Below are 14,371 nucleotides of genomic sequence, written 5' to 3'. Positions count from 1 at the left end.
GAACTGAAGCAGGTCGCTGTCGAATCTTGCGTAACTCTTTGTTTACCAAGGAGTTTTCCGTTTCGACTGCGCCGGAAGTGGGGCGAATTATAGACAGATATAAATCGCCGTCAACAGTTAATTTCAGACTTATTCGGATTTGAGCGTAATACGCGCAAATGCCTTCTTCCCAGCCTGGCAAACATGGGTCGCACCCAGCGCGTATATAAAGGTGCGATCAACCACTTCACCATCGATACGCACACCACCGGAACCCAAGAGGTCACGCGCGACCGCCGAGTTCTTCACCAGGCCTGCCTTATTAAGGACGGCCGCGATCGGCATTGCCTCGGCAGCAGTCAGCTCGATCTCCGGCAGATCATCCGGCAGCTCACCATCCTTCATCCGGTTGCCCGCCGCACGGTGAGCACTGGCCGCAGCCTCCTCGCCATGGAAACGCGCAACAATCTCTTCAGCCAGCTTGATCTTCACGTCGCGAGGATTGGCACCCGCCTCGACATCCGCACGCAGCGCATTGATCTCATCCATCGAGCGGAAGCTCAACAGCTCGAAGTAACGCCACATCAGCGCATCCGGAATCGAAACCAGCTTGCCGTACATCACGCCCGGCGCTTCCTGGATACCGACATAGTTGCCCAGGGACTTGGACATCTTCTTGACGCCGTCCAACCCCTCCAGCAACGGCATGGTCAGAATGCACTGAGCCTCTTGCCCATACGCACGCTGCAGCTCACGCCCCATCAGAAGGTTGAACTTCTGATCGGTGCCACCCAACTCAACGTCAGCGCGCAACGCCACCGAGTCATAGCCCTGGACCAGCGGGTACAGGAACTCATGAATCGCGATCGGCTGGTTGGTCGAATAGCGCTTGTCGAAGTCATCGCGCTCAAGCATGCGCGCCACGGTGTACTGGGATGTCAGACGAATGAAGTCCGCCGGCCCCATCTTGTCCATCCAGGTGGAGTTGAACGCCACCTCGGTCTTGGCCGGATCGAGAATCTTGAACACCTGGGTCTTGTAGGTCTCGGCATTCTCGAGAACCTGTTCACGGGTCAGCGGCGGACGCGTGGCGCTCTTGCCGCTTGGATCACCGATCATTCCGGTGAAATCCCCTATAAGGAAGATCACCTGATGCCCCAGGTCCTGGAACTGGCGCAGCTTATTGATAAGCACGGTATGGCCCAGGTGCAGATCCGGCGCAGTCGGATCAAAGCCGGCCTTGATACGCAGGGGCTGGCCACGCTTGAGCTTTTCGATCAGCTCCGCCTCGACCAACAGTTCTTCCGCACCACGTTTTATCAGCGCTAGCTGCTCTTCAACCGACTTCATAACAGACCCGCAAGGCTCAGATTCAAAAGGGAACCAACCATACAAGATCAGGGACTAATTACAAGTTTTGCCCTGCGCACGGACACCGTTCGACAAGCCCGGCGTTCGCGAGCTTGCGTCACAGATGATTTGGTTATATTTTATACAGTTATTTCATCTTCATCATGTCAGTCATCTTTTCCATTTCATCTTCAAAGTCAAAATTACCTATGACCACAGAACCGTCTAAAGCGCCGCCGCTTTACCCAAAGACCCACCTGCTCGCTGCAAGTGGTATCGCCGCCCTTCTGAGCCTGGCACTCCTGGTATTCCCTTCCAGTGACGTAGAAGCCAAACGAACATCCCTGAGCCTTGACCTGGAAAGTCCCACAGAACAACTGACACAAGATCAAGACGCTTCCGACGCGCAACAAGCCACAAATGCACCCGTCGATTCGCCGTTTGCCCAGATCGAAAGCGCCCCGGACGAAACCGACAAAACCGCCCAGCAGCAGGCTGCACCTGCCGTAGCGCAGGCCAAGAGCCCTCAGCATCGCGAGGTGCTCGTCGGCAAGGGCGACACGCTTTCCACGCTGTTCGAGAAGGTCGGCCTACCTGCCACTACGGTTAATGAGGTCTTGGCCAGCGATAAACAAGCCAAGCAATTCACCCAGCTCAAACGCGGTCAAAAACTCGAATTCGAACTGACCCCAGATGGCCAGCTGAACAACCTGCACAGCAACCTCAGCGACCTGGAAAGCATCACCCTGACCAAGGGTGCCAAGGGTTTCGCGTTCAATCGCATCACCACCAAGCCAGTGATGCGCTCCGCCTACGTACATGGCGTCATCAACAGCTCGCTGTCGCAATCGGCCGCCCGTGCCGGCTTGTCCCACAGCATGACCATGGACATGGCCAGCGTGTTTGGCTACGACATCGACTTCGCCCAGGACATCCGCCAGGGTGACGAATTCGACGTGATCTACGAGCAGAAAGTCGCCAACGGCAAAGTGGTCGGTACCGGCAATATCCTCTCCGCGCGCTTTACCAACCGCGGCAAGACCTACACCGCCGTGCGCTACACCAACAAACAAGGCAACAGCAGTTACTACACCGCTGATGGCAATAGCATGCGCAAGGCCTTTATCCGCACACCTGTGGATTTCGCCCGCATCAGCTCGCGCTTCTCCATGGGACGCAAGCACCCCATCCTGAACAAAATCCGCGCCCACAAAGGCGTCGACTATGCAGCGCCGCGCGGCACGCCCATCAAGGCCGCAGGCGACGGCAAGGTACTGTTGGCCGGACGTCGCGGCGGTTACGGCAACACCGTGATCATCCAGCACGGCAACACCTACCGCACGCTGTATGGCCACATGCAAGGCTTCGCCAAGGGCGTACAGACCGGCGGCAACGTGAAGCAGGGCCAGGTGATCGGCTATATCGGCACGACCGGCCTGTCCACCGGCCCACACTTGCACTATGAATTCCAGGTCAATGGCGTACACGTCGACCCGCTGGGCCAGAAACTGCCGATGGCCGACCCGATCGCCAAGGCCGAACGCGCGCGTTTCATGCAACAAAGCCAACCGCTGATGGCACGCATGGATCAGGAGCGCTCTACCCTGCTGGCTTCGGCGAAGCGCTAAGGTATGCCGCTCTATATAGGCGTGATGTCAGGGACCAGCCTCGATGGCCTGGATATCGCCCTGATCGAACAAGAGGCGGCGATCAAGCTGATCGCCACTCACTACATCCCCATGCCAGACAGCTTGCGCGCGGAGCTGCTTGGCCTGTGCGCCAGCGGCCCGGATGAGATCGCCCGCTCGGCAATGGCCCAGCAGCACTGGGTGACACTCGCCGCCCAGGGCATCCATGCCCTGCTCGACCAGCACAACCTCAAGCCCCAGGACATTCGCGCGATCGGCAGCCATGGGCAGACTATCCGCCATGAACCGGCACGCGGCTTCACCGTACAGATCGGCAACCCTGCCTTGCTCACCGAATTGACCGGCATCACCGTGGTCAGCGACTTCCGCAGCCGCGACGTTGCTGCAGGTGGCCAGGGTGCGCCGTTGGTACCGGCCTTTCATGAAGCACTGTTTGACGAACGCAGCGGGAATCGTGCGGTTTTGAATGTCGGAGGTTTCAGCAACCTCAGCCTGATCGAGACCGGCAAACCCGTAGCCGGCTTCGACTGCGGCCCGGGCAATGTCTTGCTGGATGCCTGGATTCATCAACAGCGCGGCGAACACTTTGATCGCGAGGGTCAATGGGCCGCCAGCGGCAAAGTCGTACCTCAGTTGCTCAACGCGCTGCTCAGTGACCCTTTTTTCTTGACCAAAGGCCCGAAAAGCACCGGGCGCGAAGTGTTCAACCTGGGATGGCTGCAACAACACCTGGCGCGCCTACCCGCCTTCGCCCCCCAGGACATCCAGGCCACGCTGCTGGAACTGACGGCCCTGACCATCGTCGAGGCCCTGCAAACCGCCCAACCCCAGACAAACACCCTGCTTGTCTGCGGCGGCGGCGCGCATAACCGCACGCTGATGAAGCGCCTGGCCACGCTACTGCCATCGACCCAGGTCAGCAGCACCGCCACCTGCGGCGTAGATCCCGATTGGGTCGAAGCCATGGCCTTTGCGTGGCTGGCCCATTGCTGCCTCGAAGGCATCGCCGCCAACCGCCCCAGCGTCACTGGCGCACGCGGGCTACGGGTGCTGGGCGCGATCTACCCCGCCTGACTGCCCGCCAGAATCCGCAGACAGCAAAACGCCGCTTGGCCGATCAAAGCCAAGCGGCGTTTTTATATCCGCTACCGATCAGATCGAGAACGAAGACCCGCAACCACACGTAGTCGTGGCATTAGGGTTCTTGATCACGAAACGCGAACCCTCCAGACCTTCCTGGTAATCCACCTCGGCGCCTGCCAGGTATTGGAAACTCATGGGGTCCACAACCAGGCTCACGCCCTCGCGCTCGACGATGGTGTCGTCATCGGCCACTTCTTCATCGAAGGTAAAACCGTACTGAAACCCTGAACAACCGCCGCCCGTAACAAATACGCGCAGCTTCAAGCGATCATTACCCTCTTCATCGACCAGGCTCTTCACCTTGTGCGCAGCACCGTGGGTGAATTGCAAAGCCGTGGGGGTGAAGGACTCAACGCTCATGCTGATAATCTCCCGGCGTACCGCCGCCATATGCGTAATGGTCGGTATTATCCGCTTCTCCTAGAAAAGCGGTCAACTATTGTTACGGTATATCAATCTGCGCAGCCGCCATTAAAAACACAAAAGGCCCGATCGACGGGCCTTCTGCTTGGCGACCTGACAGCCTTACGGCAGCATGCCTGCGTGGGACAAGCCCAGCTTCTCATCCAGGCCGAACAGGATGTTCATGTTCTGCACCGCCTGGCCCGAAGCGCCCTTGACCAGATTGTCGATCACCGACAGCACCACCACCAGATCACCGTCCTGCGGCCGATGCACGGCAATCCGGCACACGTTGGCGCCGCGCACACTGCGGGTTTCCGGATGGCTGCCGGCCGGCATCACATCGACGAACGGCTCGTTGGCGTAACGCTTTTCAAACAGCGCCTGCAAATCCACCGAGCGATCCACCACCGTCGCATACAGTGTCGAGTGAATGCCACGGATCATCGGAGTCAGGTGCGGCACGAAGGTCAGCCCCACATCCTTACCGGCGGCGCGACGCAGCCCCTGACGGATTTCCGGCAGATGACGATGCCCTTTTACCGCGTAGGCCTTCATGCTTTCCGACGTCTCGGAGTACAGCGACCCCACCGCCGCCCCACGCCCGGCGCCGCTGACGCCCGACTTGCAGTCGGCAATCAAGCGCGAAACGTCGGCCAGCCCGGCTTCGAGCAATGGCAGGAAGCCCAACTGCGTCGCGGTCGGATAGCAACCCGGCACGGCGATCAGGCGCGCTTGCTTGATCTGCTCACGATTGACTTCCGGCAGGCCGTACACCGCCTCTTCCAACAGCTGCGGCGCGCCGTGTGGCTGGCCGTACCATTTGGCCCACTCGTCGGCATCCTGCAGGCGGAAGTCCGCCGACAGATCGATGACCTTGGTGCCCGCGGCCAGCAACTCGCCGGCCAGCGCATGGGCCACGCCGTGGGGGGTGGCAAAGAACACCACGTCACAGGCGCCGAGGGTCTTGATGTCCGGCACGCTGAACGCCAGGCCGTCGTAATGGCCTCGCAGGTTCGGGTACATATCGGCCACAGCCAGGCCGGCCTCGGATCGGGAAGTGATGACCACCACCTCAGCTTGCGGATGCTGAGCCAACAGACGCAGCAATTCGACACCGGTGTAACCCGTGCCGCCGACGATACCGACCTTGACCATAAACCTGCCCTCAAAGAACCCACTGGAAAGCCGTCGATAATAGGGGCCGCATTGTCCTGCGACAACCGCCAAGGTGACGTAAGGACGCATGAGCCACTACTATCTTCAGTTACCGTGAACCTGGGAATAACTAAAAATGCTTTATCTATGGGTCAAAGCCTTCCATATCGTCAGCATCGTGTGCTGGTTTGCCGGGCTGTTCTACCTGCCGCGCCTGTTCGTCTACCACGCCCAAAGCGAAGACACCGTCAGCAAGGAACGCTTCAGCGTCATGGAGCGCAAGCTGTATCGCGGCATCATGGGCCCGTCGATGCTTGCCACGCTGGTCTTCGGCATCTGGATGATCGCCCTCAACCCCGGCCTCTTCCATATGGGCGCCTGGCTCCACGTCAAGCTGACCCTGGTCGTTCTGCTGATCGGTTACCACCACATGTGCGGCGCACAGGTAAAACGCTTCGCCCGTGGCGAAAACACCCGCAGCCATGTCTTTTATCGCTGGTTCAATGAATTCCCGGTTCTGATATTGCTGGCTATCGTAATTCTGGTCGTGGTCAAACCGTTCTAACGTCAATGCCTCGGGGTACCTCCAATGTCGCTGCCCGCTTTGCTTGAACAACATCTGCGCCTGCCCGTCGTGGCCGCGCCGATGTTCCTGATTTCCAATCCGCAACTGGTCCTGGCGTGCTGCCGCAATGGCGTGGTCGGAAGTTTCCCGGCACTGAACCAGCGCGAAAGCAGTGGCTTCAAGGCCTGGCTGGAGGAAATCGAAGCGGGCCTGGCGCAGTTGAGCAACCCTGCGCCCTACGCCGTCAACCTCATCGTCCACCACAGCAACCCACGGTTGGAGGCAGACCTGGCGATCTGCGTCGAGCACAAGGTGCCGATCGTCATCACCAGCCTCGGCGCGGTGAAGGCGTTGGTCGATGCGGTACACAGCTACGGCGGCCTGGTCTTCCATGACGTCACCACTCGACGTCACGCCGAGAAAGCCGCCGAAGCCGGGGTGGACGGCCTGATCGCCGTGGCCGCCGGCGCCGGTGGCCATGCCGGCACCTGGAGCCCGTTCGCGTTGATCGCCGAGATTCGCCAGTTCTTCGACAAAACCCTGCTGCTGGCCGGCTGCCTCAACCACGGGCACGAGATCCTGGCCGCCCAGTTGCTGGGCGCGGACCTGGCGTATCTGGGCACGCGGTTTATCGCCACCGCCGAAAGCCACGCGCCGGATGCGTATAAAGAGATGCTGCTCACATCAGGCGCCGTCGACATCGTGCACACTGCCGCAGTGTCCGGCGTGCCCGCGAGCTTCATGCGCCAGAGCCTGGCAAACGCCGGTTTCGACCTGGCCGCCCTGCAAGGCAAAGGCGAAGTCAATTTCGGCGCCAAGCTCAAGCCGTTGAACGACGAGGCCAAGGCCTGGAAGACCGTATGGTCTGCCGGCCAGGGCGTCGGTGAGATCGATGATTTGCCCGGCGTCGATGAACTCGTTGCGCGCCTGGATGCCGAATACCGCGAAGCCCGCGAGAAGGCGGCACAGTTGCGCTGGCCGCGCTGATACACTTGCCGGACCCGCTCATTGAAGCGGGCCTGCCCCCCTCCCCTGTAACATGACAAGGATGCCCGCATGAGCGACAACCGTTTCAAGATTGTGTTTGATGGAGCCCTGCTCCCGGGTGTCGAAAGCACCACCGCTAAACTGAATCTCGCCGAATTGTTCAAAAGCAACGTTGAGGCCATCGAGAAGCTCTTTACCGGTCGCCCCGTCGCCCTCAAGCGCGACCTCGCGCGCCCCGATGCCGAAACCTACCTCACCGCGCTGAAGAACGCCGGGATCGACGCGCGTATCGAAGCCGAACAGCCCGTGGCCTTCAGCCTTGACGAAACCCACGAGACCGAGCCCTCTGCCCGCCCTGCCGCCTCCCCGTATGCACCACCGCGTGCCGCAGTGGGTGACGATTTGCCGGAGTACGCCGAGCTCAAGATCTTCACGATCCATGGCCGCATCGGTCGCCTGCGCTACCTGGCCTGGACGCTGGTACTCACCGTCGCGATGCTCGTCGCCTCGGGCATCCTCGCCACTGCCGGCTTCGCCGTGGCGACCGCTTCGCCGACGGCGGGCATCATCCTGGGCTCGCTGCTGGGTTTCGCGCTGTTCGTGGCGATTGTCTGGGTCAGCGTGCAAATCGGCGTGCAGCGTCTGCACGACCTGGGCTGGTCCGGCTGGCTGTACCTGCTGAACCTGGTGCCGCTGGTGAACAGCATTTTCCCGCTGCTGCTGCTGGTGTTGCCAGGTAACACCGGCGCCAACCAGTACGGTGCGCCGCCACCGCGCAACTCCACGGCAGTGAAAGTCCTGGCCTCCCTGTGGCTGGCATTTATTCCGTTGATGCTCATCATCTTGATGGCCTTGGGGATGAACGGCTACCTGGACCAACTCGAAAGCAACGTGGACAGCAGCTACGAAAGCAGCTCCATCACCTCCGATGAAGACGCCGATCAAAGCGTGATCGTCAATGAAGAAGACGTGCAAAGTGCTGACGACGCGGCCGAACCTGTAGACTCTCCAGAACAGTGAAAAAACGCCCGCCGCCTGTGATGCCTCTGTCACAGGTCCGGCGGCGTTGCGATGGAGAAAGGCATGACCCGTTACGCTCTGATCACCGGTGCCTCCAGCGGCATCGGCCTGGCCTTGGCCGAAGCACTGGCCCGGCGCGGCCGCAGCTTGATTCTGGTGGCCCGCCAGCGTGATCAGTTGGAAAGCATTGCAATCGAATTGACGCAACGCTTCGGCGTCGAGGTGCTGTTCCGCGCCTGCGACCTGGGTGAGCCGCTGCGTTTGTCCGGGTTCCTGTTGGAGCTTGAGGAAGGCGAGCGGCAGATCGACTTGCTGGTCAACTGCGCCGGCATGGGCACCAGCGGGCCGTTCCTGGCCCAGGACTGGATGACCGAGCAGGACCTGATCGAAGTCAACATCCTCGCCCTGACCCGTATGTGTCACGCCCTCGGCAATGCCATGGCCCTGCATGGCGGCGGGCAGATCCTCAACGTCGCCTCGATCGCCGCATTCCAGCCCGGCCCGTGGATGAGCAGTTACTACGCCAGCAAAGCCTATGTATTGCACTTCTCCGAAGGCCTGCGTGAAGAATTGAAAACCTGCGGTATCAAGGTCTCGGTGCTGTGCCCCGGCCCGACGCGCACGGCCTTCTTTGGCACGGCGCAAATGGACACCGCCAAGCTCGAGCGCAGCGCGCACTTGATGAGCCCGGAAGAAGTGGCGCTCTACACCGTGCGCGCCCTGGAAAAAAACCAAGCCATCATCATCCCCGGCCGCCGCAATCGCTGGCTCGCCTTCAGTCCGCGCTTGAGCCCACGCTGGCTGACCCGCAAGCTCGCCGGCGCGATCAACAAGGCCTATTGCCCGCGCTGAAGGCCTGAGTACACTCACCCTGCACATTCACCATGGAGAAACAGCTTTGGATACTCTGTTCACCAAGATCATCAACAGAGAAATACCCGCGAAGATCATCTATGAAGATGATCAGGTCCTCGCCTTCCACGATATCGCCCCACAAGCGCCGGTACATTTTCTGGTTATCCCGAAAAAACCGATCCGCACCCTGAACGATCTGACCGAAAGCGACAAAACCCTGGCTGGGCACATCCTGTTCACCGCTCAGCGCCTGGCCCTGGAACAGGGCTGCGAGAAGGGCTTTCGTGTGGTGATGAACTGCAATGAAGACGGTGGACAGACCGTTTACCATATCCACATGCATGTGCTGGGTCAGCGCCAGATGAACTGGCCGCCGGGCTGATACGCCTGACACACGGGTCGCCGGCCTCCCGCATGCGACCCCATGCCCTTGACTCAACGCAAACGCTTCGCCCTCTCTTGCGGTAAACTGGCCGCCGAGATTCTTCCCGGAGGTCAGCATGACTACCCAACGTCACTACTCGCCGATTGACCGTCTGTTGTTGCAAGCCGACACGGCCATACGCACGCTGCTGCCATTCAGCGGCCAGCCGTATCGCCCGTCGCCCGCCATCGTGCAGCCCGATGCACAGATGAACGAGACCGACACCCGCCACGTCGCCGGCCTGATGCGTATCAACCATACCGGCGAAGTCTGTGCCCAGGCGCTGTACCAGGGCCAGGCGCTGACCGCCAAGCTGCCGCAAGTGCGCGCAGCCATGGAGCATGCCGCCGAGGAAGAAATCGACCACCTGGCCTGGTGCGAGCAACGCATTCGCCAATTGGGCAGCCATCCCAGCGTGCTGAACCCGCTGTTCTATGGCCTGTCGTTTGGGATTGGCGCCGCAGCCGGCTTGATCAGCGACAAAGTCAGCCTGGGGTTTGTCGCGGCCACGGAACAGCAAGTATGCAAGCACCTGGATGAGCACCTGGAACAGTTACCGACCGAAGACGAAAAGTCCCGGGCGATTCTTGAACAGATGCGTATCGACGAAGAACACCACGCAGAAAGCGCACTGGACGCCGGTGGTTTCCGCTTCCCGGCGCCGGTGAGGTTTGGCATGAGCCTGATGGCCAAGGTCATGACCAAAAGCACCTACCGCATCTAACCTGCAAAAAAGGGCGCTATCAAAGCGCCCTGTCTTTATTGCCGACGAATCCCTGGATCAGCCCAACTCAATGATTTCGTAATCATGGGTAATGGCGACACCGGCCGCGCCCAGCATGATCGATGCCGAGCAATACTTCTCGGCCGACAGCTCGATGGCACGTTTGACCTGGGCTTCTTTCAGCGCCCGGCCCTTGACCACGAAATGCATATGGATCTTGGTGAACACCTTGGGATCTTCAGTCGCACGCTCGGCTTCGAGGAAGGCTTCGCAGCTTTCCACGGCCTGGCGGGACTTTTTCAGAATGCTGACCACGTCGAAATTGCTGCAACCGCCTACACCAAGCAGGAGCATTTCCATCGGGCGTACGCCCAGGTTGCGGCCACCGGCTTCCGGCGGACCGTCCATGACCACGACATGGCCACTGCCCGACTCACCGAGGAACATGGCTTCGCCCGCCCATTGGATGCGTGCCTTCATCGCCCAGACTCCACTGCTAAAAAAGGGTCGCCAGCTTAGCACACGACCCGCGGCCGGCAGCTTTTGCGCGTAAAGCCATCAATCGCCACAGTTACCCGGTAAATTGGCTAATCGAGTCACAATGTGTCTGGTAAGCTGGCGCCAAATGAATGGCGCATTGCCATCCTTTGTACAACGTGTATCAATGCAGATACAGCTGGATAAAAACAATTCCAACCACCCTGTGCAGTCTTTTTCGGGATACAACCATGGTTGCTTTTACTCCCATACCCAAGATCAAGAATCTCGACAGACTGCTGACGCATTGCCAGAGTCGTCGTTATCCGGCCAAGCACAACATCATCTGCGCAGGCGAACGCTCCGAAACACTGTTCTTCATTATCAAGGGCTCGGTCACCATCCTGATCGAGGATGAAGACGGCCGCGAGATGATCATTGCCTACCTCAATACCGGCGATTTCTTCGGCGAACTGGGGTTATTTGAACAAGCCGGCAAAGAACAGGAGCGCAGTGCCTGGGTGCGGACCAAAATCGAGAGCGAAGTGGCCGAGATCAGTTACACGAAGTTTCGTGAACTGACCCAGCACGATCCCGACATCCTTTATGCACTGAGCGGCCAGATTGCCCAGCGCCTGCGGGACACCACGCGCAAAGTCGGCGACCTGGCATTCTTTGATGTCACCGGCCGTGTGGCCCGCTGTCTGTTGGAGCTGTGCAAGCAGCCTGACGCGATGACTCACCCCGATGGTATGCAGATCAAAGTCACGCGCCAGGAGATCGGGCGCATTGTCGGTTGTTCACGGGAGATGGTCGGTCGCGTGCTCAAGGATCTGGAAGAACGCAACCTGGTAGACGTCAAAGGCAAGACGATGGTGGTGTTCGGCACCCGTTAAACCGGCAGGAAGCTGGCCAGCATCTGCCGGTACAACGCATCCAGCCGGCTGAGCGCGTCCGGTGCGGGGAAGGCTTCGTGCAGGGCGATATGGCTGTCGGCGCGAACGCGCTGTTCCAGGCCGCAGGCTTGATTGAAGCGATTGACCGCCGCGATCAGTTCTTCGCGATTGTTGTCCAGCAACAAGGCTCCGTGTACCAGCCCCACCGGACGGCCACCACTTTGGCGCCAGCGCTGGGCGGTGCCGACCATTTTGCGGCCATTGAGGTTGACGTTGTAGCGGCCGTCGCAGAACGCGCCGTCGATTTCGCCGACGGAAGCATCGCCGCCCAGTTCGATCAGCAAGTCACAGATCGGCTGGCACAAACGCAGGTAGCCGGTTTCGATGCGCCCCTGATCGCCTTCGCTGCGCGGCGGTGCGTAGACCAGGGCGATATTGACCGTGGCGTTTGATTGCGGCACCGGCTCGCCGCCGGTTTCGCGTAACAGCACCGGCCAGCCGGCCGCGGCTGACACTTGGCTGGCCACGTCAAACCCCGGCAGTCGGCTCAAGCGCCGCGGCATCACCAATGCCTGATCACTGGGCTGCCAGAACAGCAGGCCAAACGCCTGCTCCCCTGCACAAACAGCCGCCAGCAGGTTTTGCTCGGCAGCAAGCCCGGCTTCGACGCTCATCGACACTGGCTGGATCATCGAACACCTACCTCGCTGAATAAATACAAAACCCAATGTGAATGTGGGAGGGGGCTTGCCCCCGATGGCGGAGTGTCAGTCAGTACATCTATCAACTGATACACCGCCATCGGGGGCAAGCCCCCTCCCACATGTTGACCGCACTTCAAATACTGACCGCGGTTTGATCAATCCAGGGTCGAACCGCTGACTGCCACACCACGCTCCGGGAAGAACAGGCGTTGCAGTTCGGCGCCCGGGTTCTCGGCGCGCATGAAGGTCTCGCCCACCAGGAACGAATACACGTCGCTGATTTCCATCAGCTCCACGTCGGCGCGGTTAACGATGCCGCTTTCGGTAATCACCAGGCGGTCGCGCGGGATACGCGGCAGCAGGTCGAGGGTGTTTTCCAGGCTGACTTCGAAGGTGTGCAGGTTGCGGTTGTTGACCCCCACCAGCGGTGTGTCGAGGGTTTTCAGCGCACGTTCCAGCTCATCGCCGTCGTGGACTTCCACCAGCACGTCGAGGCCGACGCTTTTGGCCACGGCCGCCAGCTCGGCCATCTTCACGTCATCCAGCGCGGAGACGATCAGCAGCACACAGTCGGCGCCCAGGGCACGGGCTTCAACGATCTGGTATGGATCGATCATGAAGTCCTTGCGGATCACCGGCAACTTGCACGCGGCGCGGGCCTGTTGCAGGAACAGGTCGGAACCCTGGAAGAAATCGACATCAGTCAGCACGGAGAGGCAAGTCGCCCCGCCTCTCTCATAGCTGGCGGCGATGTCGGCCGGTACGAAGTTTTCGCGGATCACGCCTTTGCTTGGCGAGGCCTTCTTGATTTCAGCGATAACAGCCGGCTGCTTGAGCTTGGCCTGGGCGATCAAGGCCTTGGCGAAGCCACGCGGCGCATCGGCGATTTTCGCCTGGCTTTCCAGCTCGGCCAGGCTCACGCGGGCACGGCGTTCAGCGACTTCTTCGGCTTTGCGGGCCAGGATCTTTTCCAGAACGGTCGGCACACTCATCCTTCATTCTCCATCTTGAACACCGCAGTAAAGGCCCCCAGTTCTTCGAGCTTCTCGCGGGCAAGGCCGGTGTGCAATGCATCATGCGCGAGGGCCACGCCTTCGTTAAGACTATAGGCGTGATCGGCGGCATAAAGCGCGGCACCGGCATTGAGCACAATCATTTCGGCGGCTTTCTGGCCGTTTTCGGTCTTGCGACGCCCCAATGCGTCCTGAATCAGCGCCAGGGAGTCCGCCGGGCTTTCCACTGCCAGGCCGTGCAGGCTCTGGCTCTTCATGCCGAGATCTTCAGGCTCGACCCAATATTCGGTGATCTGATCATTCTTCAGCTCCGCCACAAAGGTCGGCGCCGCCAGGCTGAATTCGTCCAGGCCGTCTTTGGAATGCACCACCAGCACATGCTTGCTGCCCAGGCGCTGCAACACTTCGGCCAACGGCCGGCACAACGCCTGGCTGAACACGCCGACTACCTGATGCTTCACACCGGCCGGATTCGTAAGCGGGCCGAGCATGTTGAACAGGGTGCGCAGGCCGAGATCCTTGCGCGGGCCGGCGGCGTGTTTCATCGCGCCGTGGTGGGACTGCGCAAACATGAAGCCAATGCCCACGTTGTCGATGCAGCGCGCCACTTGTACGGGGGTCAGGTTCAGGTAGATCCCGGCCGCTTCGAGCAGATCCGCGCTGCCGCTTTTGCCGGACACCGCTCGGTTGCCGTGTTTGGCCACGGTGCAACCCGCCGCCGCGACCACGAAGGAGGCCGCCGTGGACACGTTGAAAATATTCGCACCGTCACCGCCGGTGCCGACCACGTCGACCACGCCGTCGAGGGTCTTGAGCTCGACCTTGTCTGCCAGCTCGCGCATCACCGACACGGCGCCGACGATTTCGTCGATGCTCTCGCTCTTCATACGCATCGCCATCATGAACGCGCCGATCTGCGCGTCGGTGCATTGACCGGTCATGATCTCACGCATCACATCGCTCATTTCCGCGGTGCTCAGGTCCAGATGGCCGACGATACGGCTCAGGGCAGTCTTGATATCCAT

Annotated in this window: 16 protein-coding genes; 9 read left to right on the top strand and 7 right to left on the bottom strand. The window is 60.4% G+C overall.

Translation table 11 applies throughout. The annotated features are described in order from the left end of the window. Window positions 1-129 precede the first annotated feature (129 nt). Window positions 130-1,329: a tyrosine--tRNA ligase gene (gene tyrS / locus C8K66_RS12695; protein WP_017847777.1), complete on the bottom strand. Its 1,200-nt coding sequence runs from the start codon at window positions 1,327-1,329 to the stop codon at window positions 130-132. A gap of 209 nt (window positions 1,330-1,538) precedes the next feature. Here tyrS and C8K66_RS12690 point away from each other — a divergent pair, with 209 nt between their 5' ends. Continuing rightward, complete coding sequence (locus C8K66_RS12690) at window positions 1,539-2,957, top strand: peptidoglycan DD-metalloendopeptidase family protein (protein ID WP_108524974.1); 1,419 nt, start codon at window positions 1,539-1,541, stop codon at window positions 2,955-2,957. A gap of 3 nt (window positions 2,958-2,960) precedes the next feature. Continuing rightward, window positions 2,961-4,052 (top strand): anhydro-N-acetylmuramic acid kinase, encoded by a 1,092-nt coding sequence (locus tag C8K66_RS12685; RefSeq protein ID WP_108524972.1) that lies wholly within the window; start codon window positions 2,961-2,963, stop codon window positions 4,050-4,052. Window positions 4,053-4,130: 78 nt separating this feature from the next. Here the strand turns inward: C8K66_RS12685 and erpA are convergent, their stop codons facing one another. Further along, a complete protein-coding gene (gene erpA / locus C8K66_RS12680; RefSeq protein WP_007906865.1) occupies window positions 4,131-4,481 on the bottom strand; it encodes an iron-sulfur cluster insertion protein ErpA in 351 nt (116 codons plus the stop codon). A 165-nt stretch (window positions 4,482-4,646) separates the two neighbouring features. Continuing rightward, complete coding sequence (gene argC / locus C8K66_RS12675; protein ID WP_017847781.1) at window positions 4,647-5,681, bottom strand: N-acetyl-gamma-glutamyl-phosphate reductase; 1,035 nt, start codon at window positions 5,679-5,681, stop codon at window positions 4,647-4,649. Window positions 5,682-5,817: 136 nt separating this feature from the next. Here argC and hemJ point away from each other — a divergent pair, with 136 nt between their 5' ends. The 6 genes from hemJ to coq7 all read left to right on the top strand — a co-directional run bounded on the left by hemJ (window position 5,818) and on the right by coq7 (window position 10,256). Next, window positions 5,818-6,246 carry a protoporphyrinogen oxidase HemJ gene (hemJ, locus tag C8K66_RS12670; protein ID WP_017847782.1) on the top strand — a complete coding sequence of 143 codons (429 nt, stop codon included), beginning with the start codon at window positions 5,818-5,820 and terminating at the stop codon, window positions 6,244-6,246. 24 nt (window positions 6,247-6,270) lie between these two features. Beyond that, window positions 6,271-7,233: a nitronate monooxygenase family protein gene (locus C8K66_RS12665; protein WP_079444811.1), complete on the top strand. Its 963-nt coding sequence runs from the start codon at window positions 6,271-6,273 to the stop codon at window positions 7,231-7,233. 69 nt (window positions 7,234-7,302) lie between these two features. Next, window positions 7,303-8,253, top strand: coding sequence for a DUF805 domain-containing protein (locus C8K66_RS12660; protein WP_017847784.1), 951 nt, complete (start codon window positions 7,303-7,305; stop codon window positions 8,251-8,253). Between the two features lie 63 nt (window positions 8,254-8,316). After that, window positions 8,317-9,105, top strand: coding sequence for an SDR family oxidoreductase (locus tag C8K66_RS12655; RefSeq protein ID WP_017847785.1), 789 nt, complete (start codon window positions 8,317-8,319; stop codon window positions 9,103-9,105). 46 nt (window positions 9,106-9,151) lie between these two features. Continuing rightward, complete coding sequence (locus C8K66_RS12650; protein WP_017847786.1) at window positions 9,152-9,490, top strand: histidine triad nucleotide-binding protein; 339 nt, start codon at window positions 9,152-9,154, stop codon at window positions 9,488-9,490. Between the two features lie 118 nt (window positions 9,491-9,608). Further along, entirely contained in the window at window positions 9,609-10,256 is a 648-nt protein-coding gene (coq7, locus tag C8K66_RS12645) for a 2-polyprenyl-3-methyl-6-methoxy-1,4-benzoquinone monooxygenase (protein ID WP_017847787.1), read from the top strand. 57 nt (window positions 10,257-10,313) lie between these two features. Here the strand turns inward: coq7 and C8K66_RS12640 are convergent, their stop codons facing one another. Next, the gene (locus C8K66_RS12640; protein WP_005792019.1) at window positions 10,314-10,736 is read right to left on the bottom strand and encodes an OsmC family protein; all 423 of its coding nucleotides are present in this window, start codon (window positions 10,734-10,736) and stop codon (window positions 10,314-10,316) included. A 248-nt stretch (window positions 10,737-10,984) separates the two neighbouring features. On the opposite strand from C8K66_RS12640, the gene crp reads away from it, so the two are divergent. Further along, complete coding sequence (gene crp, locus C8K66_RS12635) at window positions 10,985-11,629, top strand: cAMP-activated global transcriptional regulator CRP (protein WP_017847788.1); 645 nt, start codon at window positions 10,985-10,987, stop codon at window positions 11,627-11,629. On the opposite strand, the gene C8K66_RS12630 is transcribed toward crp, so the two are convergent. The 3 genes from C8K66_RS12630 to trpD all read right to left on the bottom strand — a co-directional run bounded on the left by C8K66_RS12630 (window position 11,626) and on the right by trpD (window position 14,371). After that, window positions 11,626-12,321: a lipoate--protein ligase family protein gene (locus C8K66_RS12630; protein ID WP_057005387.1), complete on the bottom strand. Its 696-nt coding sequence runs from the start codon at window positions 12,319-12,321 to the stop codon at window positions 11,626-11,628. The genes crp and C8K66_RS12630 overlap by 4 nt on opposite strands. Before the next feature lie 167 nt (window positions 12,322-12,488). After that, a complete protein-coding gene (gene trpC / locus C8K66_RS12625) occupies window positions 12,489-13,325 on the bottom strand; it encodes an indole-3-glycerol phosphate synthase TrpC (protein ID WP_017847790.1) in 837 nt (278 codons plus the stop codon). Continuing rightward, window positions 13,322-14,371: an anthranilate phosphoribosyltransferase gene (gene trpD, locus C8K66_RS12620; RefSeq protein WP_017847791.1), complete on the bottom strand. Its 1,050-nt coding sequence runs from the start codon at window positions 14,369-14,371 to the stop codon at window positions 13,322-13,324. The genes trpC and trpD overlap by 4 nt, the downstream gene beginning before the upstream one ends.

The sequence above is a fragment of the Pseudomonas sp. GV105 genome, assembly GCF_003058185.1.
GTDB lineage: Bacteria > Pseudomonadota > Gammaproteobacteria > Pseudomonadales > Pseudomonadaceae > Aquipseudomonas > Aquipseudomonas veronii.
The sequence above is the reverse complement of the archived record's forward strand: the minus strand, read 5'-3'. Positions and strand labels throughout refer to the sequence as shown.

Coding starts and splice junctions, on each gene's coding strand:
- trpD (WP_017847791.1), bottom strand. CDS start 14,371: ATGGATATCAAGACTGCCCTGAGCCGTATCGTCGGCCATCTGGACCTG.
- erpA (WP_007906865.1), bottom strand. CDS start 4,481: ATGAGCGTTGAGTCCTTCACCCCCACGGCTTTGCAATTCACCCACGGT.
- trpC (WP_017847790.1), bottom strand. CDS start 13,325: ATGAGTGTGCCGACCGTTCTGGAAAAGATCCTGGCCCGCAAAGCCGAA.
- C8K66_RS12685 (WP_108524972.1), top strand. CDS start 2,961: ATGCCGCTCTATATAGGCGTGATGTCAGGGACCAGCCTCGATGGCCTG.
- C8K66_RS12690 (WP_108524974.1), top strand. CDS start 1,539: ATGACCACAGAACCGTCTAAAGCGCCGCCGCTTTACCCAAAGACCCAC.
- C8K66_RS12660 (WP_017847784.1), top strand. CDS start 7,303: ATGAGCGACAACCGTTTCAAGATTGTGTTTGATGGAGCCCTGCTCCCG.
- tyrS (WP_017847777.1), bottom strand. CDS start 1,329: ATGAAGTCGGTTGAAGAGCAGCTAGCGCTGATAAAACGTGGTGCGGAA.
- crp (WP_017847788.1), top strand. CDS start 10,985: ATGGTTGCTTTTACTCCCATACCCAAGATCAAGAATCTCGACAGACTG.
- C8K66_RS12655 (WP_017847785.1), top strand. CDS start 8,317: ATGACCCGTTACGCTCTGATCACCGGTGCCTCCAGCGGCATCGGCCTG.
- argC (WP_017847781.1), bottom strand. CDS start 5,681: ATGGTCAAGGTCGGTATCGTCGGCGGCACGGGTTACACCGGTGTCGAA.
- C8K66_RS12630 (WP_057005387.1), bottom strand. CDS start 12,321: ATGATCCAGCCAGTGTCGATGAGCGTCGAAGCCGGGCTTGCTGCCGAG.
- hemJ (WP_017847782.1), top strand. CDS start 5,818: ATGCTTTATCTATGGGTCAAAGCCTTCCATATCGTCAGCATCGTGTGC.
- C8K66_RS12640 (WP_005792019.1), bottom strand. CDS start 10,736: ATGAAGGCACGCATCCAATGGGCGGGCGAAGCCATGTTCCTCGGTGAG.
- C8K66_RS12665 (WP_079444811.1), top strand. CDS start 6,271: ATGTCGCTGCCCGCTTTGCTTGAACAACATCTGCGCCTGCCCGTCGTG.
- coq7 (WP_017847787.1), top strand. CDS start 9,609: ATGACTACCCAACGTCACTACTCGCCGATTGACCGTCTGTTGTTGCAA.